The sequence below is a fragment of the Cupriavidus sp. 30B13 genome, assembly GCF_049059565.2.
Lineage (GTDB): Bacteria > Pseudomonadota > Gammaproteobacteria > Burkholderiales > Burkholderiaceae > Cupriavidus.
The window spans coordinates 1,156,878-1,181,669 of record NZ_CP188223.1; the positions used below are offsets into that span (position 1 = coordinate 1,156,878).

The 24,792-nt window shown below is 70.5% G+C and carries 18 protein-coding genes and 1 tRNA gene; 11 read left to right on the forward strand and 8 right to left on the reverse strand.

Annotated features, from left to right (window positions below; genetic code table 11):
• The first annotated feature begins 39 nt into the window (after positions 1 to 39).
• Complete coding sequence (locus ACKI2N_RS05425) at positions 40 to 6,174, forward strand: Hpt domain-containing protein (RefSeq protein WP_420995533.1); 6,135 nt, start codon at positions 40 to 42, stop codon at positions 6,172 to 6,174.
• Between the two features lie 355 nt (positions 6,175 to 6,529).
• Here ACKI2N_RS05425 and ACKI2N_RS05430 read toward each other — a convergent pair whose 3' ends face one another.
• The 3 genes from ACKI2N_RS05430 to ACKI2N_RS05440 form a co-directional block, all read right to left on the reverse strand.
• On the reverse strand, positions 6,530 to 7,834 hold the full coding sequence (locus ACKI2N_RS05430; RefSeq protein ID WP_420995534.1) for an MFS transporter: 1,305 nt from the start codon (positions 7,832 to 7,834) through the stop codon (positions 6,530 to 6,532).
• A gap of 102 nt (positions 7,835 to 7,936) precedes the next feature.
• A complete protein-coding gene (locus ACKI2N_RS05435; RefSeq protein ID WP_420995535.1) occupies positions 7,937 to 8,179 on the reverse strand; it encodes a hypothetical protein in 243 nt (80 codons plus the stop codon).
• Positions 8,172 to 9,608 carry an aldehyde dehydrogenase family protein gene (locus ACKI2N_RS05440; protein ID WP_420995536.1) on the reverse strand — a complete coding sequence of 479 codons (1,437 nt, stop codon included), beginning with the start codon at positions 9,606 to 9,608 and terminating at the stop codon, positions 8,172 to 8,174. Before ACKI2N_RS05440 ends, ACKI2N_RS05435 begins: the two co-directional genes overlap by 8 nt.
• Positions 9,609 to 9,830: 222 nt before the next feature.
• On the opposite strand from ACKI2N_RS05440, the gene ppa reads away from it, so the two are divergent.
• Both ppa and ACKI2N_RS05450 read left to right on the forward strand, forming a co-directional pair.
• A complete protein-coding gene (gene ppa, locus ACKI2N_RS05445) occupies positions 9,831 to 10,358 on the forward strand; it encodes an inorganic diphosphatase (RefSeq protein ID WP_017228479.1) in 528 nt (175 codons plus the stop codon).
• A gap of 177 nt (positions 10,359 to 10,535) precedes the next feature.
• Positions 10,536 to 11,111, forward strand: coding sequence for a cytochrome b (locus tag ACKI2N_RS05450; RefSeq protein WP_420995537.1), 576 nt, complete (start codon positions 10,536 to 10,538; stop codon positions 11,109 to 11,111).
• A gap of 18 nt (positions 11,112 to 11,129) precedes the next feature.
• Here the strand turns inward: ACKI2N_RS05450 and ACKI2N_RS05455 are convergent, their stop codons facing one another.
• Positions 11,130 to 12,407 carry a GNAT family N-acetyltransferase gene (locus ACKI2N_RS05455; protein WP_420995538.1) on the reverse strand — a complete coding sequence of 426 codons (1,278 nt, stop codon included), beginning with the start codon at positions 12,405 to 12,407 and terminating at the stop codon, positions 11,130 to 11,132.
• Positions 12,408 to 12,588: 181 nt separating this feature from the next.
• Here ACKI2N_RS05455 and glnK point away from each other — a divergent pair, with 181 nt between their 5' ends.
• Positions 12,589 to 12,927: a P-II family nitrogen regulator gene (gene glnK, locus ACKI2N_RS05460; RefSeq protein ID WP_006162803.1), complete on the forward strand. Its 339-nt coding sequence runs from the start codon at positions 12,589 to 12,591 to the stop codon at positions 12,925 to 12,927.
• 456 nt (positions 12,928 to 13,383) lie between these two features.
• Here the strand turns inward: glnK and ACKI2N_RS05465 are convergent, their stop codons facing one another.
• The 3 genes from ACKI2N_RS05465 to trxB all read right to left on the reverse strand — a co-directional run bounded on the left by ACKI2N_RS05465 (position 13,384) and on the right by trxB (position 15,828).
• Positions 13,384 to 14,025, reverse strand: a complete 642-nt coding sequence (locus tag ACKI2N_RS05465; RefSeq protein ID WP_420995539.1) for a trimeric intracellular cation channel family protein — start codon at positions 14,023 to 14,025, stop codon at positions 13,384 to 13,386.
• 9 nt (positions 14,026 to 14,034) lie between these two features.
• The gene (locus tag ACKI2N_RS05470) at positions 14,035 to 14,718 is read right to left on the reverse strand and encodes a Smr/MutS family protein (protein WP_420995540.1); all 684 of its coding nucleotides are present in this window, start codon (positions 14,716 to 14,718) and stop codon (positions 14,035 to 14,037) included.
• 162 nt (positions 14,719 to 14,880) lie between these two features.
• The gene (gene trxB, locus ACKI2N_RS05475) at positions 14,881 to 15,828 is read right to left on the reverse strand and encodes a thioredoxin-disulfide reductase (protein ID WP_420995541.1); all 948 of its coding nucleotides are present in this window, start codon (positions 15,826 to 15,828) and stop codon (positions 14,881 to 14,883) included.
• A gap of 168 nt (positions 15,829 to 15,996) precedes the next feature.
• Here trxB and ACKI2N_RS05480 point away from each other — a divergent pair, with 168 nt between their 5' ends.
• The 3 genes from ACKI2N_RS05480 (at position 15,997) to ACKI2N_RS05490 (ending at position 19,522) form a co-directional block, all read left to right on the forward strand.
• Positions 15,997 to 18,324 carry a DNA translocase FtsK gene (locus ACKI2N_RS05480; protein ID WP_420995542.1) on the forward strand — a complete coding sequence of 776 codons (2,328 nt, stop codon included), beginning with the start codon at positions 15,997 to 15,999 and terminating at the stop codon, positions 18,322 to 18,324.
• A gap of 143 nt (positions 18,325 to 18,467) precedes the next feature.
• Positions 18,468 to 19,103 carry an outer membrane lipoprotein chaperone LolA gene (gene lolA / locus ACKI2N_RS05485; protein WP_420995543.1) on the forward strand — a complete coding sequence of 212 codons (636 nt, stop codon included), beginning with the start codon at positions 18,468 to 18,470 and terminating at the stop codon, positions 19,101 to 19,103.
• Positions 19,104 to 19,111: 8 nt separating this feature from the next.
• Complete coding sequence (locus ACKI2N_RS05490) at positions 19,112 to 19,522, forward strand: hypothetical protein (RefSeq protein ID WP_420995544.1); 411 nt, start codon at positions 19,112 to 19,114, stop codon at positions 19,520 to 19,522.
• A gap of 58 nt (positions 19,523 to 19,580) precedes the next feature.
• On the opposite strand, the gene ACKI2N_RS05495 is transcribed toward ACKI2N_RS05490, so the two are convergent.
• On the reverse strand, positions 19,581 to 20,249 hold the full coding sequence (locus ACKI2N_RS05495; protein WP_420995545.1) for a hypothetical protein: 669 nt from the start codon (positions 20,247 to 20,249) through the stop codon (positions 19,581 to 19,583).
• A 364-nt stretch (positions 20,250 to 20,613) separates the two neighbouring features.
• Between ACKI2N_RS05495 and ACKI2N_RS05500 the strand changes: the two genes are divergently transcribed.
• From ACKI2N_RS05500 to ACKI2N_RS05515, 4 genes are all read left to right on the forward strand, one after another.
• Positions 20,614 to 21,663 carry a TRAP transporter substrate-binding protein gene (locus ACKI2N_RS05500; RefSeq protein WP_420992906.1) on the forward strand — a complete coding sequence of 350 codons (1,050 nt, stop codon included), beginning with the start codon at positions 20,614 to 20,616 and terminating at the stop codon, positions 21,661 to 21,663.
• A 123-nt stretch (positions 21,664 to 21,786) separates the two neighbouring features.
• Positions 21,787 to 23,160 (forward strand): replication-associated recombination protein A, encoded by a 1,374-nt coding sequence (locus tag ACKI2N_RS05505; protein ID WP_420992905.1) that lies wholly within the window; start codon positions 21,787 to 21,789, stop codon positions 23,158 to 23,160.
• A gap of 140 nt (positions 23,161 to 23,300) precedes the next feature.
• The gene (gene serS, locus ACKI2N_RS05510) at positions 23,301 to 24,614 is read left to right on the forward strand and encodes a serine--tRNA ligase (RefSeq protein WP_420992903.1); all 1,314 of its coding nucleotides are present in this window, start codon (positions 23,301 to 23,303) and stop codon (positions 24,612 to 24,614) included.
• A gap of 80 nt (positions 24,615 to 24,694) precedes the next feature.
• A tRNA-Ser gene (locus tag ACKI2N_RS05515) sits at positions 24,695 to 24,784 on the forward strand.
• Positions 24,785 to 24,792: the final 8 nt, after the last annotated feature.

Below are 24,792 nucleotides of genomic sequence, written 5' to 3' on the forward strand. Positions count from 1 at the left end.
CGGGCCGGCGCCACCGCATTGGACGCATTGGATGCAGTCATGTCATTGAATTTCCCGGCCCCGCGCGGGCCCGCCGGTACCGATCCGGCGCCGGCCGCCCAGCCTGCCGGCGCCCCGCATGCTGCCGACGCCGCCGGCGGCCCGGTGGCGCGCGACCTTTCCATGCTGGCATGGCTGGCGCCCAGCCTGCGCGCCGCGCTGGACGATGCCGCGGCCGAACTGGGCCACTACGTCGACGAAGTGCAGCAGGCGCCCGAGGCGCTCGGCGCGCGCGACACCACCTCGCTGCGCCTGGCCGGCCAGCAGCTGCACCAGGCCGCCGGCGCCGTGCACATCGTCGGCCTGCGCGGAGTGGACCCGTATTGCCAGGCGCTCGGCCGCCTGCTCGACGCCATCGACGCCGGCACCGTGCCGGCCGACGCCCAGACCCTGGGCGTATTCCGCCTCGGCGTGCAGGCGCTGGCCGAGTACGTCGACGACCTGATGGCCGGCGACGACGAAGACCCGGTGCGCCTGTTCCGCTCCTATGCCGACGTGCTCGGCCGCCTCGGCGAGGACCGCGTGCATCCCGCCGACCTGTGGGTCGACGAACTGCAGATGCTGCCCGGCATCCTGCTGCCGATGCGCATGGCTTCCTCGGTCACGCGCGCGCGCCAGCGCTTCGAGGCAGCGCTGCTCAAGGCGCTGCGCCTGCCGGTGCCGTGCCACGACGAAAGCCTGCTGCGCGAAGCCTACCTGCCGCTGGAGTCCGCGCTCGAAGACGTGCGCGCCAGCGAGCAGGAACTGCGCCGCGCCACCGACCACCCGGACCGCGGCGTGTGGCACGTGCTGGCGCTGGTGTTCGGCGCGCTGGCCCACGGCCTGCTGCCCTCCGACCTGCTCGCCAAGCGCCTGGCGGCGCGCGCCCACCTGCTGCTGCGCCAGTACCTGCAAGGCCAGGTGCGCGTGCCGCAGGCGCTGCTCAACGACGCCGTCTATCTGCTGGTCACCACCAACGGCGGCGGCGCGGCGGCCTCCGCCGGCACGGCCGAAAGCCAGCCGGTGCTGGTGCTGCGCTCGGCCATCCGCGAATGCCTGCAGGCGTTCCGCATCGATGCCGCGCACGCCGTGGCGCGCGCCGATTTCCGCGTGCGCTACTACGGCTGGCTCGATCCCATCGACACGCGCAACCTGCAGCAGGCCGCGGCGGCGCTGGAGCGTGCCGCCGCCGACCCGCAGCACGGCGACTGGCATGGCGCGCTCGCGGCGCTGGCCGAGGCCGCGCAGCCGCTGGCCCAGCCCGCCTTGCTGCGCTGCCTCGACGCCGCCGCCCGGTCCGGCCCGCAGCAGGAAGGCGCGCAGCAGGAGGGCGCGCAAGGCGAGGCCATCGGCAGCGGCGCCATCGCGCTGTTCCTCGGCCGCGCGCTGGCGCTGCCGTGGCGCGTGCACGGCAACACGGGCCATGCCGCGGCCGCCGGCTTCGCGCAGCGCTGCGACGAACTGGCGGCATATCTGGGCGCGCGCCGGCAAGGCAATGCGGCGGCGGCCCCGCGCTGGCTGGCCCAGATGGTGGAGCAGGCGCGCGCGCAGCGGCTGCGCGAAGCCGCCGTGGCGCAGTTGCGCGGCCATCTCGACAGCGGCGAATCCTGGCTCGACGCCTACGACCGCGACGCGGCGCGCCCCGAATCGGGCGCCCACCTGCGCGATGCGGACCGCGCCTTCGCCGCGCTGGGCGCCACGCTGGAACAACTGCAGCAAGCCGGCGCGCTGCCGGAAACGCTGCATGCCGAGGCGCTCGGCGTGGCGGCGGCACTGCAGCGCGTCACGCTGTCGCTCGGACTGCTGGCCGGCGCCCGCGTCGCGCTCGCGCCGGACGGCGAGCCGGATGCCGCCGGCGTTGCCGGAATCGCCGACGCCGACGGCGAGCGCGCCGGCTGGCTGGCGGCGATCGCCGGCGAGCTCGGCACCGTGCATGCGTTCATCGACGCGCTGGCGTTCGGCCGCAGCGCCGCCGCCGACGCGCAGGAAGGCGCTGCCGCCGGCGCGCCCAGCCCGAGCGGGGATGGCAGGGACAGCGGCGCGGTTTCCCACGCGGCCTTGCTCGCCAATGCGCGCGCGGCCGCCAGCGAGGTGGTGCGCCAGCCGGCGGCCGCCGACGCGCCCGAGGTCAAGGCGCTGCGCGCCGCGCTGCAGGCGCTCGGCGAGCAGGCGGCCATCGACGACGCCGCCAGCCTGCGCCGCCAGGCGGACGAAGCCACCACCCAGCTCAATGCCTGGCTGGCCGGCTCGCAAGGCGCGGCCGAACGCCTGGTGGTGGCGCTGGCGGACTCGCTGCCGGCCAGTGCGGCGAGCGCGCCCGCCGCCGCGCCGGTGCCGCCGGCGGCGGCGGACAGCGCCGCCATCGACGCCGAGCTGCTGGACATCTTCCTCACCGAGGCGGATGAGGTGCTCGGCGAGGTCGCCGGCGACCTGCGCGGCGGCCTGCCGGCGCTGACCGATCCCGATACCGTCAGCCGCCTGCGGCGCGCTTTCCATACGCTCAAGGGATCGAGCCGCATGGTGGGACTGCACCGCTACGGCGAAGCGGCCTGGGCCATCGAGCAGGTGATGAACCTGTGGATCGCCGAGGCGCGCGGGCCGTCGCAGGCGGTGGCCGACCTGCTGCTGCGCGCGCACGGCGAACTGGCAGCCTGGGTGACGGCGCTGCGCGGCGATCCGCTGGCCGCGCACGACACCGCGGGCCTGCTGGCCGCGGCGCAGTCGGTGCGTGCCGGCGAGGAGGCCGCCGCCGGCCCGGGCGCTGGCTACGCGCCGCCGCAAGACGCCCGGGCCGAGATGGACGCCTTCGCGGCGGAGCCGGTGCCGCAAGCAGGCTCCCTCGCCGCGGACGAGCCGCCCTGCGCCGAGGCCGGCACTGGCGCGAGCGAGGCGGCGCACGAGCCGGCGCCCGAGGCAGCGTCCGAGGTGCCCGATTCGGCGGACAACGACAGCGACAGCGCCGCCGACGCCAAGGTCATCCCGTTCCGCTTCGCCAGCACGCCGGCCGAGCAGAACGACCATTTCAAGGTGATCGGCCCGGTCCGCATCAGCCTGCCGCTCTACAACGTCTACCTGCAGGAAGCCGACGATCTGGTGCGCCAGTTCGCCACCGATGTTTCCGAGTGGCGCCACGAAGGGCGCCCGTGCCCGAGCGAGCTGGCGCTGCGCGTCGCGCATACGCTGCAAGGCAGCGCCTCCACGGTGGGCCTGGAGCCGGTGCGCGCGATCGCCGAGGCGCTGGAGCGCCTGATGCTGCAACTGGGCTCGCATCCGGTAGCCATGCATCCGGGCGATTTCCGCCTGCTGGAGCAGGCAGTCGAACGCGTGCGCGGCATGCTGCACCAGTTTGCCGCCGGGATCTGGCCGGACGCCGACGACGCGCTGTGCCGCAGCCTGGCCGAGCTGGGCGACCGCGCGATGGTGCGCCCGCGCCTGGCCGTGCCCGAGCCGGCCGGCCTGGCGCCGGAGGCGGAAGACGCGCCGGTCGCGCTGCTGTTCGGCAAGCCGCCGGCAGCGCTGCTGTTCGCCGGGGTGGCGCAGGACGATGCCGCCGCGTTCGCCGCGCCCGCATTCGAGCCCGCATTCGAACCCGTCTTCGAGCCCGCCGCAGCGTACGCGGCGGCGCCCGTCACCGAAGCCGCGAACGAAAGCACGGCGCCTGCCGGCGAGCCGCCGCCCGATCCCGTGCTGGTCGAGATCTTCCTCGAGGAAGCCCACGGCAGCCTGCCGGAACTCGGCAAGCTGCTGCGCGGCTGGGAAGCCGCCGCTACCGCCGGCGACGGCCAGCACGCCAGCCACGCCGGCCTGATCCTGCGTGCCCTGCATACGCTCAAGGGCAGCGCGCGCATGGCCGGCGCGATGGCGCTGGGCCAGGCCGCGCACGAGATGGAAACGCTGCTCGACGCCGCCGTGCGCGGCGGCCGCGTCGATGGCGCGCTGTTCGCGCGCCTGTACGCCTGGTACGACCGCATCCTCGCGCATGGCGAGGCGCTGCAGGGCGGCCGCCTGCTGCCGGTGGACGACCCCGAGCTGATCAACGCCGGGGATGCACAGGAAGGCGCGCAGGACGGCGCCGCGGCGCCGGCCGAAGCGCCGGCCCTTCCGCAGCTATCGCAAGTATCGCAACTATCGCAACTGCCGGTGGCCGCGGCGGCGCCGCTGAGCACGGTGGGCGTGGGCACGCTGCAGCCCGCCGCCGTGCCGGTCCTCGCGGAAACCGGCGAGCGCCTGCGCGCGCTGGTGCGCGTGCAGGCCCGCACGCTCGACACGCTGATCACCGACGCCGGCGAAGTCGGCGCCACGCGCGCGCGGCTGGAGAGCGAGCTCGATGCGCTGCGCAGCTATCTCGGCGAACTCAACGACAACGTGGCGCGCCTGCGCGGCCAGCTGCGCGAGATCGAGATCCAGGCCGAATCGCAGATGGCCTCGCGCATCGCCGACGCCCAGCACGCGCCGGATTTCGATCCGCTCGAATTCGACCGCTTCACGCGCTTCCAGGAACTGACCCGCATGATGGCCGAGTCGGTCAACGACGTGGCCACGGTCGAGCAGAACCTGCAGCGCGGCTTCGACCGCGCCACCGGCGACCTCGACGCGCAGGCCCGCCTCACGCGCGGCCTGCAGCGCAGCCTGATGCAGGCGCGCATGGTGCAGTTCGACGCGCTGGCCGAGCGGCTGTACCGCGTGGCGCGCCAGGCCGCCAGCGAGACCGGCAAGGAAGTGCGCCTGCTGATCAAGGGCGGCACGGTGGAAGTCGACCGCTCGGTGCTGGACCGCATGGCCGGCCCGATCGAACATCTGATCCGCAACGCGGTCGTGCACGGCATCGAGCCGGCCGAGGCCCGCCGCGCGGCGGGCAAGCCGGCCACCGGCGCGCTCACGCTCGAAGTGCAGCAGGAAGGCAACGAGGTGGTGCTGCATTTCGTCGACGACGGCGGCGGCCTGGACCTGGCGCGCATCCGCGCGCGCGCCATCGAGCGCGAGCTGCTGTCGGCCGACGACGACGCCGGCGAGGCGCGCCTGACCGAGCTGATCTTCGCGCCCGGCTTCAGCACCGCGGAGTCGGTCTCCGAGCTGGCCGGACGCGGCGTCGGCATGGACGTGGTGCGCGCCGAGACCGTGGCGCTGGGCGGGCGCATCGCGCTGGCCACGCAGGCCGGGCAGGGCACCCGCTTCACCGTGCACCTGCCGCTGACCACGGCCATCACGCAGGTGCTGCTGGTCACGCTGGGCGGGCGCCAGTTCGCCATCCCCAGCGGCATGATCGACCAGGTCCAGCAACTGCGCTCGCAAGGCCTGCTCGAAGCCTACAACCGCGGCCGTCTCGACGCCGCCGGCGGCGAGGTGCCGTTCTACTACTTCGGCACGCTGCTGGAAGAGACGCCGGCCATCGCCGCGGGCCGCAAGTATTCGCCCATCGTGGTGGTGCGCAGCGGCGCCGAACGCATCGCCGTGCATGTGGACGAGGTGATCGGCAACCGCGAAGTGGTGGTCAAGCACATCGGCCCCCACCTGGCGCGCCTCGAAGGCATCGCCGGCGCCACCACGCTGGGCGACGGCGAGATCGTGCTGATCTACAACCCGGTGGTGCTGGCGCAGCGCTTCGTGCGCGAGCGCGGCGAGCCGCCGCGCCTGCCGCTGCCCGGCCTGGCGCAGGCAGCGCAGCAGCCGGCGCTGGGCGCGGTGGCCGAGCTGGGCCGCGGCGGCGCCTTGCCGGTGGAAGGCCTGGGCACGCAGCCGACCATCATGGTGGTGGACGATTCGCTCACGGTGCGCAAGGTCTCGCACCGCCTGCTGACCCGCGCCGGCTACCAGGTGGTGCTGGCGCGCGACGGCGTGGACGCGCTGCGGCAACTGCAGGACGTCATGCCGGACGCCATGCTGGTCGACATCGAGATGCCGCACATGGACGGCTTCGACCTGACCCGCAACGTGCGCGGCGACAGCCGCACCGCCCACATGCCGCTGGTGATGATCACCTCGCGCACGGCCGAGAAACACCGCCGCTACGCCGCCGAGATCGGCGTCAACGTGTACCTGGGCAAGCCGTACAACGAGGATGAACTGCTGACCACACTGCACCACCTGCTGGGCGAGCGCGCGGCGGGAACGGCAGGGTCGGTGGCGCAGATGCTGGGCGAGGACGCGGGGAACTGAGGCAGGGGGCGACAAAGCCCCGGGCGATCGACGAAGCCGGCGAACGGGCCCATCCTTCCGGAGCGATCGACGAAGCCGGCGAATGGGCCCACACCGCGAGATCTGGCCCAAGCAAGATGCCCTCCCTCTCCCCTCACGGGGAGAGGGCCGGGGAGAGGGGCGGTTTGACTAGGAGCCACATCGAGCGGAGCCAGCGGTGTGGTCCAGCATGGCGGCAAGGAACGAAGCCGATGGTGTTGTCCGGCACGGCGGCACTCACCAGCCCCCGCCCTCTCCCCCGGCCCCTCTCCCGCAGGCGTGAGAGGGGAGCAAACCGGCGGAAGTCATACCCCGGGGCATGCTCCGCAGCCCGACCCTACTTGTTCACCATCTTCGCCGGCACCGACAAGGTCAGCGCCGCGCCGATCACCAGGCACGCGGCCAGCAGGTACATGCCCGAGTCCGTGCTTTGCGTCAGGTCCTTGAGCCAGCCCACCGCGTAGGGGCTGATGAAGCCGGCCAGGTTGCCCAGCGAATTGATCAGCGCGATCCCGGCGGCCGCGCCGGTACCCGCGAGGAAGGCAGTGGGCAGGCTCCAGAACAGCGGCAGCGTGGTCAGGATGCCGATGGTGCCGAGCGTGAGCCCGAACAGCGCCAGCACGGTATTGCCGTGCCAGTGCACCGACAGCACCAGTCCCACAGCGCCCACCACGGCGGGGATGGCGATGTGCCAGCGGCGCTCGCGGTTGCGGTCGGCGCTGTAGGCCACCAGGATCATGCCGATCACCGCGCAGCCGTAGGGAATGGCGGTGAGCAGGCCGATGTCGAGCGTGCTCTTGACGCCGGTCTGCTTGATGATGGTGGGCAGCCAGAAGCTGATGCCGTACAGCCCCATCACGAACGAGAAGTAGATCGCGCTCATCAGCCACACGCGCGGGCTGGTCAGCACCTGGCCGACCGGGGCGTCCTCCTTGTGCATGTCCTCGCTGGCGATATTGCGCTGGAGCACCGCCTTTTCGTCGTCGCTGAGCCACTTGGCGTGGACGATGCGGTCGTCCAGGTAGGCCAGCACGATCAGCCCCACCACCACCGACGGCACGCCTTCGATCAGGAACATCCACTGCCAGCCCGACCAGCCGTTGTGGCCGTCGAAGGCCTGCATCACCCAGCCCGACAGGGGGCCGCCGATCACGCCCGAGAGCGCGATGGCGGTCATGAAGAAGGTGGTGGTGCGCCCGCGCCGGTGCGCCGGGTACCAGTAGGTCAGGTAGAGGATGATGCCGGGAAAGAAGCCGGCCTCCGCGATGCCGAGCAGGAAGCGCAGCACGTAGAACATGGTCGGCGTGGTGACGAACATCATCGCCGCCGAGATCAGGCCCCAGGTGATCATGATGCGCGCGATCCAGATGCGCGCGCCCACCTTGTGCAGGATCACGTTGCTCGGCACCTCGAACAGGAAGTAGCCGATGAAGAAGATGCCCGCGCCCAGCCCGTAGATGGTCTCGCTGAACTTCAGGTCGTTGAGCATCTGCAGCTTGGCGAAGCCGACGTTGACGCGGTCCAGGTAGGCCACCACGTAGCACAGCAGCAGGAAGGGCACCAGGCGCCAGCTCACCTTGCGGTAGGTGGCGTCCTCGAAGGCGGTGCCGGCGGCACCGGGATGTACTGCGGTCGTAGTCATGCTGTCTCCTCTGGGATTTACTCTCTCTGGTTGCACGATACCGCTGGATATGGCGCCGCGCGCGGCGCCGGGAAACCGGTTGTGTCTTTCTCCTGTCTCCTCCTAGTGGGCGAAAGGTCCGCGCCCGCGCAGCGCGTTGGCCGTCATCATCACGGCGAGCAGGAAGGGCAGCGCCACGTAGAGGCACCAGTGCACGCGGTCGCCCACGGCCTCGCCCCATTTGCGCTTGAAGACTTGCAGGCGCGGCATGCCCGACGGGTTGGTGGCGCGCTTGTTTCTGACGTGCCACGCCATCCAGAAAAAGAAGATGGCGAAGGCGACCGACAGGAAGTTGATATTACCCATGTTGTATGGCGATGGTTTTCAGTGTGGTGAATCCGTACAGGGCCTCGAAGCCCTTCTCGCGGCCGTGGCCCGACTGGCCGGTGCCGCCGAACGGCAGCTCGACGCCGCCGCCGGCGCCATAGTTGTTGATGAAGACCTGGCCCGCGCGCAGCTTGTGCGCCAGCCGCAGCTGGCGCGCGCCGTCGCGGGTCCAGATGCCGGCCACCAGTCCGTAGGGCGTGCCGTTGGCCAGGGCGATGGCCTCGGCCTCGGTGTCGAACGGCATGGCGGCCAGCAGCGGGCCGAACACCTCTTCCTGCGCCAGCCGGTGCGAGGGCGGCACGTCGCGGAACAGCATCGGCACCTGGTAGTAGCCGGCTTCCGGCGCCTCGGCCACGATCTGGCCCTGCGCCATGGCGGCGATGCCGGCGTGCTGCGCGTCGGAGACGAAGTCCCACACGCGCTGCTGCTGCTTGCGGCTGATCAGCGGGCCGCATTCCAGGTCCAGCTCCGACGGTCCCACGCGCAGCGATTCGAACACCGTGGCCAGGCGGTCCAGCACGGTGTCGTAGAGCGCGCGCTCGACCAGCACGCGGCTGCCGGCCGAGCAGGTCTGGCCGGCATTCTGCACGATGCCGTTGACGATGACCGGCACCAGCGCGTCGAGGTCGGCGTCGGCGAACACGATCTGGGGCGACTTGCCGCCCAGTTCCAGCGTCACCGGCACGTGGTTCTCGGCCGCCATCTGCGCCACCAGCCTGCCGGTCTGGGGCGAGCCCGTGAACGAGATATGGTTGATGCCGGGGTGGCGCGCCAGCGCGGCGCCGGCCTCGTGGCCGTAGCCGGTGACGATGTTGAGCGCGCCTTCCGGCAGGCCGGCCTCGGCGGCCAGCTCGGCCACGCGCAGCAGCGACAGGCAGGCGTCCTCGGCCGGCTTGACCACGCAGGCGTTGCCGGCGGCCAGCGCCGCGCCCACGCTGCGCCCGAAGATCTGCAGCGGGTAGTTCCACGGGACGATGTGGCCGGTCACGCCGTGCGGCTCGCGCACCGTCAGCACGGTGTAGCCGGGCTGGTAGGGGATGGTCTGGCCATGCAGCTTGTCGACCGCGCCGGCGTAGAACTCGAAGTAGCGCGCCACCGCGCGCGCGTCGGCGGCGGCCTGGCGCAGCGGCTTGCCGGTGTCGCGCGCTTCCAGCGCGGCGAGCTCGGCCTCGTGCTCGATCAGCACCAGCGCCACGCGGTTGAGCAGGCGCACGCGCTCGGCCGGCGCCATCGCGCCCCAGGCGCCTTCGGCGGCCTGGCGGGCGGCGTGGACGGCCACGTTGACGTCGACGGCGTTGCCGCGCGCGATCTCGGCGAAGGGCTCACCGCTGGAGGGGTCGAAGACCTTGATGCGCATGCCGGAATCCGGCGCGATCAGGCGGTTGGCAACGAAATGCTGGGCATGCATTGATGGGGCTCCGGCTGGATGCGACCGCCGCCGTGCGGCTGGCAGTGCGCCTGTCGATGCGTGGTTCGGACAATTCAGCATTATCACCCAGCGCGCGCGGCCTGCAACGCACGCGGCGCGCACGGACCCCGGCAGGCCCCGGCACGTGATCGTCAGGGCCGGGTCAGCTTCGAACCGCTATAATGCCCGCCATCCACAAACACAGGCATCTGGAGAACTCGCATGAGCTTCAACCTCGTCTCCCCGGGCAAGGACATCCCCAACGATTTCAACGTCATCATCGAGATCTCGGCCCAGAGCGATCCGGTGAAGTACGAAGCCGACAAGGAAACCGGCCTGCTCTTCGTCGACCGTTTCATCGGCACCGGCATGCGCTATCCGGCCAACTACGGCTTCATTCCCCAGACCCTGTCGGGCGACGGCGACCCCGTCGACGTGCTGGTGCTGTCGCCGTTCCCGATCCTGGCCGGCGCGGTGGTGCGCTGCCGCGCGCTGGGCATGCTGAAGATGACCGACGAATCCGGCGTGGATGCCAAGCTGGTGGCCGTGCCGCTGGACAAGCTGTCGCCGGCCACCGCCTTCATGAAGGGCCTGTCGGACGTGCCGCAGAACCTGCTGGACCAGATCAAGCACTTCTTTGAGAACTACAAGGCGCTCGAAGCGGGCAAGTGGGTCAAGGTCGAAGGCTGGGCCGGCATCGAGGAAGCCCACAAGGAAATCACCGACGGCGTGGCGAACTACAAGAAGTAAGCGCCACGCCGCAGCAAGCGGCCGCCCGCGTGTGATCCCTGGCGGACATGCGCGGCGCCGCCGGATCCCGACCCGCCTCCGGCGGGTTTTTTGTCGCCGGGCACTTGACCGGGGCCAAGTCCGGCGCCGTGGCCCGGGGTTAAGCTCCGGGCACATAGCACACGGAGCCCTGTCCCCATGAGCGCGATCTCCCCCACCGATGCCCTGGCCCGGCGCTATTCCGGCGCGGCCGTGTTTTTCCACTGGGCGGTCTTCCTGCTGGTCGCCGCAGCCTATGCGGCGATGGAGCTCAAGGGCTTTACCGCGCGCGGCAGCGCGGCCCGCTTCGCCGCCATGGCCGTGCATGAGTGGGCCGGCGTGCTGGTGCTGGCGCTGGCCGTGCCGCGCCTGCTGTGGCGCCTGCTGGGCGGCGCCCCGGCGCCCGAGCCCGGCCCGCGCTGGATGCGGCTGGCGGGCGGCGCCATGCACCTGGCGTTGTACCTGTTCATCCTGGCCCAGCCGCTGCTGGGACTGCTGACGGTCAATGCCGCCGGCCACCTGCTGGCGCTGCCGGCACTGGGGCTGGAAGTGCCGGCGCTGGTGGCCCCGGACCCGGCCCTCAAGGACACGCTGAAGTCCATCCACGAAACCCTCGGCACGGCGTTTTATACGGTGATCGGCCTGCATGCGCTGGCGGCGCTGTTCCACCACTACATGCTCGGCGACGACACGCTGCGCCGCATGTGGCGCCGGCGCGGGCGCATGGCGCGCTAGCGTACCGGCGCGGGCGCTTCAGGCGCCGCCGGCGCCCGGCGCGCGCGCGAACGGCGTGCGGTCGTTGAGTTCGTCGAGATAGGCGTCGATGCCCTGGCGCTCGCGCTCCAGGAAGCGCTCCACCGCGTCGGCGAAGGCCGGGTGCGCGAGCCAGTGGGCCGAGCGCGTCGCCACCGGCAGGAAGCCGCGCGCCATCTTGTGCTCGCCCTGGGCGCCGCCCTCGAAGGTGCGGATGCCTTCGGCGATGCAGAATTCCAGCGGCTGGTAGTAGGCGGTCTCGAAATGCAGGCAGGGATGGTGCTCCAGCGCGCCCCAGTAGCGCCCGAACAGCGTGCTGCGGGCCGGATCGGCGTCGTATACCACCAGCGAGGCGGCAATCGGCTTGCCCTCGCGCTCGGCCACCACCAGCAGCAGGTTCTCGGGCATCGCCGCGCCGATGCGCAGGAAGAAATCCAGGTTCAGGTAGGGCGTGGAGTGATGTTCGCGGTAGGTCTGGCGGTAGCAGCGATGGAAGAAGCGCCAGGCTTCTTCGTCGATCTGCGGCCCGCGCAGCTGGCGAAAGCCGATTCCCGCTTCGGCCACGCGGCGGCGCTCGGCGCGGATGTTCTTGCGCTTTTTCTGCGACAGCGTGGCCAGGAAGGCCTCGAAGCTCTCATAGCCGGGGTTGGTCCAGTGGAACTGCACGCCGTGCCGCATCAGCAGGCCGGCGCTGTCCATCAGCGCGGCTTCGTGCTCGTCCGGGAACAGCACGTGCAGCGAGGACAGCTCGCTCTGCTCGGCCACCGCCAGCGCGGCCCGCAGCAGCAGCCGGCGCTCGTCTTCGCCGCGCGCCAGCAGGCGCGCGCCCTGCACCGGGGTGAACGGGATCGCGCACAGCAATTTGGGGTAGTAGGGCAGGCGGTGCTGGGCGTAGGCGTCGGCCCAGGCCCAGTCGAACACATATTCCCCGTAGGAATGCGATTTGGCGTACAGCGGCATGGCGGCGGCCAGGCTGTCGCCGCCGTCTTCCTGCTGCGCCCACAGGGTCAGGTAGCGCGGGCTCCAGCCGGTCTCGTCGCAGGCGCTGCCGCTGGCGTGCAGGGCATGCAGGAACGCGTGGCGCAGGAACGGCGTGGCGCCGGGCTGGGCCGCCACCAGGCTGTCCCACGCGGCCGCCGGGACCTCAGACAGATCCGAAACGATCAGCGTGCGATAATCCACCGTCCGCCTGGGTTTGTGTCCATCTTGTGCCGAAGCCGTCCCTGGCGCGTTTTCGGCGGGATGGTCCGGTCCGGGCTTGCAAGATTCCGACTGCATTGCGCTTGATTCACTCACCGTTGGCTGCCGGCCGAGTCTACCGGAAACGGACGGGTGCTGCAGCGCGGCAGACCGGCGTGGCCCGGGGCTGGCCGGCTTGCCGCGGTGCGGCAGCCAACATCCCGCCGCCATGCCGCAGGCTAGAATCTTTCACTAATCAACGAGAAGACAAGGGGCCAACATGAAGCAGATTACCGCCATCATCAAACCGTTCAAGCTGGACGAAGTGCGCGAGGCGCTGGCAGACGTGGGCGTCACCGGGCTGACGGTTACCGAGGTGAAGGGTTTTGGCCGCCAGAAAGGGCATACCGAGCTGTACCGCGGTGCCGAGTACGTGGTCGATTTCCTGCCCAAGATCAAGATCGAGGTCGTGGTGGCCGAGAACCAGCTCGACACCGTGCTGGACGCCATCGTCAAGGCCGCCCATACCGGCAAGATCGGCGACGGGAAGATTTTCGTGACCGAGATCGAGCGCGTGATCCGCATCCGCACCGGCGAGCAGGATGAGGCGGCGGTCTGAGCGGGACTGAGGTAGGTTAGGGGGCTTTGGGTTTTGGCGCTTCGGCTTCAAAGTCAAAGTCGGCTGCCGAACTTCAAAGTCAAAGGCTTTCGCTCCCCCGGAGCGACCTACTTTCTTTTCCCCGAAAAGAAAGTAGGCAAAGAAAGCGGGCTGCCTGGCCGGCAGGGGCAGAGCCGCACAGGGTTTCCCCGGGTGGTGGTTTCGTGGTGGGGCCTGCGGTTCTGCTGGCCTGCTGCCGTTGCCGGTTCGACTCGCCACGATCTTGCTGGCGGTATGGGTTGCGGGGTCAGACCTATGATGGCGGGCGCGCTGCCGGCTCGGGCATCTGCCGTTACCGGTTGTGGCGGCCGCGGCGTAGCGCCGCCACTGGTTTCGTGGTGGGCGCGGTGGAACCGGCGCGGGTGTCGGCGGTGAAGATGACGCGGGGGCGCGCGCGTCGAGCCGGCACGGCCCGGGCTAGCTCGGCAGTTTCCAGCCGAAGCGCACCGACAGCAGGCGGGTTGCCGTGATGGTGATCGCGCCCGCCAGCAGGGCCGCCTCCTGGTCGGCCTGCAGCCAGGTCAGGCCGACATAGACCCAGCAGCCCACGAACGCGCAGGTGGCGTAGGGCGAGCGGTCGCGCAGGATCATCGGCACCTCGTTGCACAGCACGTCGCGCACCACTCCGCCGAACACCGAAGAGATGATGCCCATCATGACCGCCACGGTCGGCGTCATCTGCGCCACCAGCGCCAGCGAGGTGCCGGTGACCGAGAACAGTCCCAGCCCGATCGCGTCGGCCGCGATCATGGTGCGGTCCGAGGCCACGCGGCTGACCACCCGCAGCACCAGCGAGGCGCTCAGCGACAGCAGGAAGATCAGGATCACGTAGCCTTCGTGGTCGACCCAGTAGAAGGGCCGGCGGTCCAGCAGCACGTCGCGCACGGTGCCGCCGCCGAAGGCGGTGGCGAAGGCCACCACGAAGGTGCCCACGGCATCGAAGCGCTGCTTGCGCGCGTCGACCACGCCGGAGATGGCGAAGGCCAGCACGCCCGTGACTTCCATCACATGCAGGATCAGGGGCAGCCGCCCCATCAGGAGATCGAGCGGCAGGTGCATCGCGCCGCTTCAGGCGTGCGGCTGGCGCAGCAGCACCATCAGCGCGCCGGCGCCGCCCTCGGCGCCGCGCGCCTGCACGAATGCCAGCACTTCTTCCTTCTGCACCAGCCAGCTGCGCACCTTGCCCTTGAGCACTGGCGTCTTGTCGGGCGAGCCGTTGCCCTTGCCGTGGATCACGCGCACGCAGCGCACGCCGCGCTTGACCGAGCGCCGCACGAACTCGGCCAGCGCCTCGCGCGCTTCGTCGCTGCGCAGGCCGTGCAGGTCGATCTTGTCCTGCGGCACCCACTCGCCGCGGCGCAGTTTCTTGACCACGTCGATGCCGATGCCGGGGCGGCGGAACGACAGCGTTTCGTCGGTGTCGAGCAGGTTCTCGACGTCGAACTCGTCGGAAAGGGACGCGGCCAGCACCGCCTTGTCGTCGAGCTGGGTCTGCACCGGCACCGGCGCGGGATGCCTGGGCGCGGGCACGACGCGGTTGCGGTCGCGCAGGGTGTTGACGTTGCCGATGCTGCTGCGGAACACGTCGGCTTCCTCGCGGGCGCGCCGCGCCGCCGCCTCGGCCTCGCGCCGCTCGGCTTCGCGCCGCTCGGTGTCGGCTTTCAGGGTGTCGCGCAGGCCGGACAGGTCATCCAGGCCGAAGCGCCTGGTCGGCTTCGGCGGGCTGGCGGGTTTCTTGGCGCCATGCGGCATGGGTCTCTCCGGGAAGGCTCGGGCTGATCTCGGGGAGATTATAGGGGAGGGCGGCAGGCGCCAGAAGAGCGCAGGATGGGCGCCGGATCGGCGCCGGCGGCGGGACGCTCGAAGGCAACCCGCCGCCTTTCGCCGCCCGGCGCGCCGGGCGGCTTGTGCCGCTTACTGCAGCGCTTCCACGTAGCGCTGCGCGTCGAGCGCGGCCATGCAGCCGGTGCCGGCGCTGGTGATGGCCTGGCGATAGATGTGGTCCTGCACGTCGCCGGCGGCGAACACGCCGGGGATGCTGGTGGCGGTGGCGTCGCCCGCCAGGCCGCTCTTGGTCACGATATAGCCGTTGTGCATCTCCAGCTGGCCTTCGAACAGCTCGGTGTTGGGCTTGTGGCCGATGGCCACGAACACGCCGGCCAGCTTCACTTCGTCGACCGTGCCGGTCTGCGTGTTGCGCACCTTGATGCCGGTCACGCCGGAGTCGTCGCCCACCACTTCGTCGAGCACCGCGTTCCAGCGGATCTCCACGCGGCCTTCCTTCTCGCGCTGGAGCAGGCGGTCGACCAGGATCGGCTCGGCACGGAACTTGTCGCGGCGGTGGAGCACGGTAACCTTGCTGGCGATGTGCGACAGGTACAGGGCTTCTTCCACGGCGGTGTTGCCGCCGCCGATCACGGCGACTTCCTGGTTCTTGTAGAAGAAGCCGTCGCAGGTGGCGCAGGCCGACACGCCGCGGCCCATGAAGCTTTCTTCGGAAGCCAGGCCCAGGTACTGGGCCGAGGCGCCGGTGGCGATGATGAGCGCGTCGCAGGTGTACTCGCCGGCGTCGCCGACCAGGCGGATCGGGCGCTCCGTCAGGCGGGCCGTGTGGATGTGATCGAAGATGATTTCGGTGTTGAAGCGCTCGGCATGCTCCAGGAAGCGCTGCATCAGTTCGGGGCCTTGCACGCCGTTGGCGTCGGCGGGCCAGTTTTCCACGTCGGTGGTGGTCATCAGCTGGCCGCCCTGCGCCAGGCCGGTGATCAGCACGGGCTGCAGGTTGGCGCGCGCCGCGTAGACGGCGGCGGTGTAGCCGGCGGGGCCGGAACCGAGAATCAGCACTTTTGCGTGTTTGGCCATGATGCGTTCCTGTGGCCGGTGCGCCTTGCTGCGCACCAGCGTGAATCGAAACCAGCATTATAAGTGGACCGGCGTTTGCTCACTGTTGCAAATTCCAATGAGAGCGATAGCCCCGGGCAAGGTTAAAATGGCCGGCACTGCAATCCCAGACGGCAAACCAGACCAGGCATGGCCCGAGCTACCACCACCACCCGTACCGACCCCTCCGCGCTGCCTTCGCGCATCGGCAAGCTGCTGGGCGAGGTGCGCTGGTTCCTGATGCTGGCCGTCACGCTGGCCTTCGTCTGCATCCTGGCCAGCTACAGCAAGGCCGATCCGGGCTGGTCGCATGCCAACCAGGTGGCCGACATCCACAACCTGGGCGGCCGCGTGGGCGCCTGGCTGGCCGACGTGCTGTTCTTCATCTTCGGCTTCTCCGCCTACTGGTGGGCGGTGCTGCTGGTGCGGCGCTGCTGGCGCGGCTGGCGCGCGCTGACCGCCGAGCTGCCCGAGCGCACGGCCGAGGCGCGCCAGGGGCTGGTGGTGAGCTGGATCGGCTTCGCCCTGTCGCTGACCGCCAGCATGGGCCTGGAAGCGATCCGCATGTATCCGCTGCGCGCGGCGCTGCCGCGCGCGCCCGGCGGCGTGCTGGGCGACCTGCTGGGCGGCTGGATGCAGATGGCGCTGGGCTTCACCGGCGCCACGCTGCTGCTGCTGCTGGCGCTGGCCATCGGGCTGTCGCTGTTCTTCCATTTCTCGTGGCTGTCGGTGGCCGAGCATGTCGGCGGTTTCGTCGAGAACCTGTTCCTCGGCTTCAAGGCGCGTCGCGAGAGCAAGCAGGACCGCATCATCGGCGAGGCCGCCAAGGTCGAGCGCACCGAGACCGTGGAAGTGCAGCGCGTCAAGATCGAGGAAGCCACGCCGGTGCAGATCGTGCGCCCGCAGGCGGTGCCCAAGCACGAGCGCGTGGAGCGCGAGAAGCAGCAGCCGCTGTTCGCCGACATCCAGGACTCTGACCTGCCGCCGCTGGCGCTGCTCGACCCGATCCCGGCGCACCAGGAAACCGTGAGCGCGGAAACGCTGGAGTTCACCTCGCGCCTGATCGAGAAGAAGCTCAAGGACTTCGGTGTCGAGGTCAAGGTGGTGGCGGCCTACCCGGGCCCGGTCATCACCCGCTACGAGATCGAGCCGGCCACCGGCGTCAAGGGCAGCCAGGTGGTCAACCTGGCGCGCGACCTGGCGCGCTCGCTGTCGCTGGTGTCGATCCGCGTGGTCGAGACCATTCCCGGCAAGAACTACATGGGGCTGGAACTGCCCAACCCCAAGCGCCAGACCGTGCGCCTGTCCGAGATCCTCGGCTCGCAGGTCTACAACGAAAGCGCCTCCATGCTGACCATGGCGCTCGGCAAGGACATCGCCGGCAAGCCGATGGTGGCCGACCTGGCCAAGATGCCGCACTGCATGGTGGCCGGCACCACCGGCTCGGGCAAGTCGGTCGGCATCAACGCCATGATCCTGTCGCTGCTGTACAAGGCCAAGGCCGAGTCGGTGCGGCTGATCCTGATCGACCCCAAGATGCTCGAAATGAGTGTCTACGAAGGCATCCCCCACTTGCTGTGCCCGGTGGTCACCGACATGCGCCAGGCCGGCAACGCGCTGAACTGGTCGGTCGGCGAGATGGAGCGGCGCTACAAGCTGATGAGCAAGCTCGGCGTGCGCAACCTGGCCGGCTACAACAAGAAGATCGACGAAGCCGCCGCGCGCGAGGAAAAGCTCCCCAACCCGTTCAGCCTGACCCCGGACGCGCCCGAGCCGCTCGACAAGCTGCCGGTCATCGTCATCGTCATCGACGAGCTGGCCGACCTGATGATGGTGGTGGGCAAGAAGGTGGAAGAGCTGATCGCGCGCATCGCGCAGAAGGCGCGCGCCGCCGGCATCCACCTGGTGCTGGCCACGCAGCGCCCGTCGGTCGACGTCATCACCGGCCTGATCAAGGCCAACGTGCCGACCCGCATCGCCTTCCAGGTCAGCAGCAAGATCGACTCGCGCACCATCCTCGACCAGCAGGGCGCCGAGGCGCTGCTCGGCATGGGCGACATGCTGTACCTCGCGCCCGGCACCGGGCTGCCGATCCGCGTGCACGGCGCCTTCGTCTCCGACGAGGAAGTCCACCGCGTGGTGGAAAAGCTCAAGGAGGGCGGCGAGGCCAACTATATCGAGGGCATTCTCGAAGGCGGGCTGGCCGAGGGCGAGACCGGCACCGACGGCCTGGGCGGCGGCGCCGGCATCGGCGGTGGCGGCGGCGAAGCCGATCCGCTCTACGACCAGGCCGTCGAAGTGGTGCTCAAGAACCGCCGCGCCTCGATCTCGCTGGTGCAGCGCCACCTGCGCATCGGCTACAACCGCGCCGCGCGGCTGCTCGAGGACATGGAAAAGGCCGGCCTGGTATCGGCCATGTCGGGCAACGGCAACCGCGACATCCTGGCCCAGCCCGGGGCCGTGCGCGACGAGGAATGACGCCGCGCGGGTAACATGCGGTTACGCGCGATGCACCCGGTTGCGGAATCCGCCGCCCGCGCGCCGCTCTAACCGGACATGCGGCGCCGCGCCCGGGCACAACGGCGCGGCGCCGCGGCCTCTCCACCAAGCAAGGAAACTACATGCGAATCCGCTTTCTCGTGCCGGCCTGCGCCGCGCTGGCCATGTCGCTGGCGGCGCCGGCGGCCATGGCGGCTGGCGTGGACCAGCTCCAGGCCTTTGTCGCCAGCGTCAAGAGCGCGCGCGGCGAATTCACCCAGCGCCAGGTCAAGGGGCAGGGCGACAGCCTCAAGGTCACCGGTTCTTCCAGCGGCACCTTCGCCTTCGCGCGGCCGGGCAAGTTCACCTGGCGCTACGTCAAGCCGTACGACCAGCTGCTGCAGGCCGACGGCCAGACCCTCTACATCTACGACAAGGACCTGAACCAGGTCACCGAGCGCAAGCTCGACGGCGCGCTCGGCTCCAGCCCGGCGGCGATCCTGTTCGGCAGCAACGACCTCGAGAAGAACTTCACGGTGAAGAACGGCCCGACGCGCGACGGCGTGGAGTGGATCGAGCTGACCCCCAAGGCCAAGGACACGCAGTTCGAGCGCATCGGCATCGGCTTCAAGGGCGGCGACCTGGAGGCGATGGAGCTGCGCGACGCGTTCGGCAACACCACGCTGCTGACCTTCAGCGCCATGCAGAAGAACCCCGCGCTGCCCGCCGATACGTTCCGGTTCACGGTGCCGAAGGGCGCCGACGTGATGAAGCAATGAGGCCGCCCATGAACACGCTCTTCTCCGCGCGCCGCGCCGCTGCCCTGGCCGGCATCGCGGCGGCCATGCTGCTCGCGGCCTGCGCCGGCAGCGGCGGCGCCAGCAGGCATTTCGACGTGGATGCCTTCCTGCGCGCTTCGGATACGGCCTTGCCCGAAGTGCTGGCCAACCCCGACTTCCTCGCCGCCACGCAGGCGCCCGCCAACGATTGCGCCGTGCTGCTGCAATCGGTCAGCAGCGGTGTGCTCGAAGGCCTGCCGCCCACCGGCAGCGGACGCGGCCCGGCCTGGCTGCTGCATCCGGCCGGTTCGCCCGACAAGGTGTGGCTGGTGGTGGGCAAGGCCGGCGGCGAGCGGACCTGCCACGGGCCGCTGCCGGCCGACGCGATGAAGGCGCTGGCGGAACGGGCCGGCAGCTAGAGGCTGGCGGCCTGCCCGCCACGCACAAGGAAAGGATGGCGGCGCGAGCCGCCATTTTTCATGGCCCGGTTTTCGGCTTGGGACGGGGCGCTGCCTTGCCCGCGGCGGCCTTGCCGTCTTCCACGCGCCGGAAGCGCAGCTTGGCGCCGCGCTTCTTGTGGCGCTCGAACATCAGCTTCACTTCCTCGCGCCGCCGCATGTGCCGGTGGCCCACCGTGCCGTCGGCATAGGGCAGCTTGGCGACCACGCCATTGGCGGTGTGCTTGGCCAGCAGTTCGTCGAGCGCCTGGCGCGCGCGCACCTGCGCCTGGAGCAGTGCGTCGGACGGGTTGGCGCGCGCCCGCGTGAGGTCGTAGGGCAACTGCACCGGACCGGCCAGCTGGCGCAGCATGGCGCGGATCTCCGGGCTGTCCATTTTCGATTCGTGCAGGACCCAGGCGGCATCGTGGCGCAGCCACGGTTCGGGGTCGCGCAGCTTGCGCAGCAGCGCCTGGCGCAGGTCCGCCTGGCGGTAGCCGTGCGCGCGCCGCACCGCGTTGAGCGCGATGCGCCTGACGTGGCCGTTGCCGTGGTCGAACAAGTCGGCCACCAGGCGTTCCACCATGCCCGGCTTGTCGATCATCTCGGCGAGCTGGCCGGCGAGGGCGATCTCGTCCACGGCGCTGATCCGCTCCTGCGCGGACATCCGGCTCAGCTTGAACACGAGCATGCGATAACGAAGCTGCATAACACTCCCTGAAGACGCTGCGAAACGCGTGCCGGGCAAGCATGTGGCCGGCACGGCCATGATGCGGCGCCGAAGCGGCCGGCGGCGGGGGCGGACCGCGTGACGCACACGGATGGCGCGTGCGGAGCAAGGCTTCGGGCTCAACGAATATCGGCAGGATCGCGCCGGACTTTAGCGCCGGGGCCCGGCATTTTTCGGTGCCGCCCGGTGGCATGCCGCGGCGCGCCGGCGCGCCCCTATAATGCCGGGCACGGCCCTTGCTGCTCCTGCCTTGCCCCGCCGTGGCGCCGCGCACCGCGGCGCCGCGCCGGCCATATCAAGCCACCCGGCACCTTACACTCGCAGCCCCGATCCCATGACATCCATGTCTGCCTCCCTGAAGTGTGCATTCCAACCCGCGCGCCGCCGGCTGCTGCGCGGCGGCGCGCTGCTTGCCCTGCTTGCCTGCGGCGCTGCCCAGGCGTGGGCGCAGCCGGCCGCCGCCGGCGCCGCCTGGCGCATGGCCACGGAATATCCGGCCAGCGCCATGCCGGGCGAAGGCCTGGCCACGTTCGCCGACGAAGTCAGGGCGCGCACCGCGGGCGCGGTGGAGGTCAAGCCGAGCTATGACGCGAGCGCGGGCGTGCGCTCGGCGCAGATGCCGGCCGCGGTCAGGGAAGGCAGGCTGGAAGGCGGCGATGCCTTCGGCGGCGCGCTGGGCGCGGTGGATCCGCTGTTCCTGCTGTCCTCGCTGCCGTTCGTCGCCACCTCGGTGGACGGCGCGCGGCGCCTGGCCGAGCTGGCCCGCGCCGACTACGCGCGCGCGTTCGAGGCGCAGGGCCAGCACCTGCTCTACATCACGCCGTGGCCGCCCACCGGGCTGTGGTCGCGCGACCCGGTGGCCACGCTGGCCGGGCTGCGCGCGCTGTCGGTGCGCACCTACGACGAGACCTCGACCGAGGTGATGAAGGCCGCCGGCGCGCAGGCCACCAACCTGTCGTTCGCCGACGCCATGCCGCGCCTCAAGGACGGCTCGGTCAACGCGGTGCTGTCCTCGGGCGACGGCGGCGCGGGCCGCAAGCTGTGGGACTACCTGCCCAACTTCACGGCGATCGGCTACGCCATGCCGCTGTCGTTCACCACGGTCAACGCCGCGGTCTATGCCGCGCTGCCGCCGGCCACGCGCGCCGCCGTGGACGCCGCCGCGCAGGCCACCGAGCAGAAGCAGTGGGCGCGCCTGGATACCCGCCTGGAAGAAAACACGGCGCGCATGCGCGCCAACGGCGTGACGATCCAGCCCAGTCCGGCGCCCGCCGTGCAGCAGGCCTTGCGCGAAGCCGGCGCCGGCGCGGTGAGCGCGTGGCGCGCGCGCGTCGGCGGCGAGCGCGCGGCCGTGCTGGATGCGTTTACGCGCAACGAGCAGGCAGCGAAGTAGGCAGCGAAGCAGGCAGCGAAGCAGGGCGGGCGCGGGCCGCCTGCCCGCGATGGTCTACACTGTCAGGTTCCAGGGCGCAGCGGCCTGCCCGTGCGCCCGCCCTGACCAAGAGGCCTGATTACCGTGGCGGATTCGCTGTTCTCCGAAGCTCCCGACCGTTCCCAACAACCGCTGGCCGAGCGCCTGCGCCCGCGCAACATCGACGAAGTCATCGGCCAGCAGCACCTGCTGGGCCCGGGCAAGCCGCTGCGCGTGGCCTTTGCCTCGGGCGAGCCGCATTCGATGATCCTGTGGGGGCCGCCCGGCGTGGGCAAGACCACGCTGGCGCGGCTCATGGCCACCGCCTTCGACGCCGAGTTCATCGCGCTGTCGGCGGTGCTGTCCGGCGTCAAGGACATCCGCGAGGCGGTCGAGCGCGCCGAGCAATACCGCGCCCACGGCCGCCGCACGCTGGTGTTCGTCGACGAGGTGCACCGTTTCAACAAGAGCCAGCAGGATGCCTTCCTGCCGCACGTGGAAAGCGGCCTGTTCACCTTCATCGGCGCCACCACCGAGAACCCGTCGTTCGAGGTCAACGGCGCGCTGTTGTCGCGCGCGGCCGTGTACGTGCTCAAGAGCCTGGACGACGCCGAGCTCACGCAGCTCGCGCGGCGCGCCAGCGAGGAGCTGGGCGGCCTGCAGTGGGAGGACGAGGCACTGGCGCTGGTGGTGTCTTCGGCCGACGGCGACGGCCGCAAGCTGCTCAACAACATCGAGATCGTGGCGCGCGCCGCGCGCAACGCCGGCGCCGCCAGCGTGGACACGGCGCTGCTGGGCAGCGCGCTGTCCGAGAACCTGCGCCGCTTCGACAAGGGCGGCGACGCCTTCTACGACCAGATCAGCGCGCTGCACAAGTCGGTGCGCGGCTCCGACCCCGACGCCACGCTCTACTGGTTCTGCCGCATGCTCGACGGCGGCGCCGACCCGCGCTACCTGGCGCGCCGCATCGTGCGCATGGCCTGGGAAGACATCGGCCTGGCCGACCCGCGTGCGGCCCGCATCACGCTCGACGCGGCCGAGACCTACGAGCGCCTGGGCTCCCCGGAAGGCGAGCTGGCGCTGGCGCAGGCCCTGGTCTACCTGGCCGTGGCGCCCAAGTCCAACGCCGGCTACAACGCCTACAACGCGGCGCGCGCCTTCGTCGCCAAGGACAAGTCGCGCGGCGTGCCGGTGCACCTGCGCAACGCGCCGACCAGGCTGATGAAGGAACTCGGCTACGGCCACGCCTACCGCTACGCGCACGACGAGCCCGAAGCCTACGCGGCCGGCGAGCACTATTTCCCCGACGACCTCAAGCGCCAGGGCTGGTACCAGCCCACGCCGCGCGGGCTGGAGGGCAAGATCGGCGACAAGCTGCGCCACCTGCGCGAGCTCGACGCGCAGTGGCAGCGCCAGCAGCAGGGCAAAGACAAAGGCAAGGGCAAGGATGGGGGCAACGATGGGGGCGGTGAGTCCTAGCCGGCCCGCCCGTCCCGCGGAACAGCGGCCGCCGGCGCCGTCTGCTGCGCGCCAGGCCGAACGGCGGGCGGCGCGGCCAGTGCAGTAAAATGGCGGGTCCGCCGGCATGTCGCCGGCCCAGCACCCTCCACACACGCAACATGCTAGACATCCAGCTGTTCCGCAAAGACATCGACACCGTGGCGCAACGCCTTGCCGCGCGCGGTTTCCAACTCGACGTAGCGGCCTTCCAGGCACTCGAAGCCGAGCGCAAGCAACTGCAGACCCAGACCGAGGAACTGCAGGCGCGCCGCAACAGCCTGTCCAAGCAGATCGGCATGCTCAAGGGCAAGGGCGAGGACGCCTCGGCCGTGATGGCGGAAGTGGGCGGCATCGGCGATGCGCTCAAGGCCTCGGCCGCGCGCCTGGACGAGATCCAGGCGCAGCTTGCCGAGACCATGCTGGCCATTCCCAACCTGCCGCACGAAAGCGTGCCGGTGGGCCGCGACGAGACCGGGAACGTGGAAGTGCGCCGCGTCGGCACGCCGCGCAGCTTCGATTTCGAGATCAAGGACCACGTGGACGTGGGCGAGCGGCTCGGGCTGGACTTCGACACCGCCACCAAGGTCACGGGCTCGCGCTTCGCCATGCTGCGCGGCGGCCTCGCGCGCATGCACCGCGCGCTGGTGCAGTTGATGCTCGACACCCACACGCTCGAGCACGGCTACACCGAGATGTACGTGCCCTACATCGTCAACGCGGCCTCGATGCGCGGCACCGGCCAGCTGCCCAAGTTCGAGGAAGACCTGTTCAAGGTGCCGCGCAAGCTCGGCGGCGAGAACAGCGAAGGCGGCGAGCGCACCGAGAACTTCTACCTGATTCCCACCGCTGAGGTGCCGCTGACCAATATCGTGCGCGACGCCATCGTGGCCGGCGACAAGCTGCCGCTGCGCTTCGTCGCCCACACGCCGTGCTTCCGCTCGGAAGCGGGCTCGTATGGCCGCGACACGCGCGGCATGATCCGCCAGCACCAGTTCGACAAGGTCGAACTCGTGCAGGTGGTGCCGCCCGAGCAGTCGTTCGACGCGCTCGAGCAGCTCACCGGCCATGCCGAGGCGATCCTGAAGAAGCTGGACCTGCCGTTCCGCACCATCGTGCTGTGCACCGGCGACATGGGCTTCGGCAGCACCAAGACCTACGATCTCGAAGTGTGGATCCCCGCGCAGAACACCTACCGCGAGATCAGCTCGTGCTCGAACATGGGCGACTTCCAGGCGCGCCGCATGCAGGCCCGCTTCCGCACCGCGCAGGGCAAGCCCGAGCTGGTGCACACGCTCAACGGCTCGGGCCTGGCCGTGGGCCGCACGCTGGTGGCGATCCTGGAGAACTACCAGAACGCCGACGGCTCGCTGACGGTGCCGGCCGCGTTGCAGCCGTATCTCGGCGGCCTGGCCCGGCTGGAACCCGAGGCGTAAATTTTCTCGCCCGAGGGGCTTGCGGTCGCAATGGACTTCACTCTATAATCTTGTTCTTCGCGACACGCGACCAAGTTACCGGAGAGGTGGCAGAGTGGTCGAATGTACCTGACTCGAAATCAGGCGTACCGGCGACGGTACCGTGGGTTCGAATCCCACCCTCTCCGCCAGCATGACC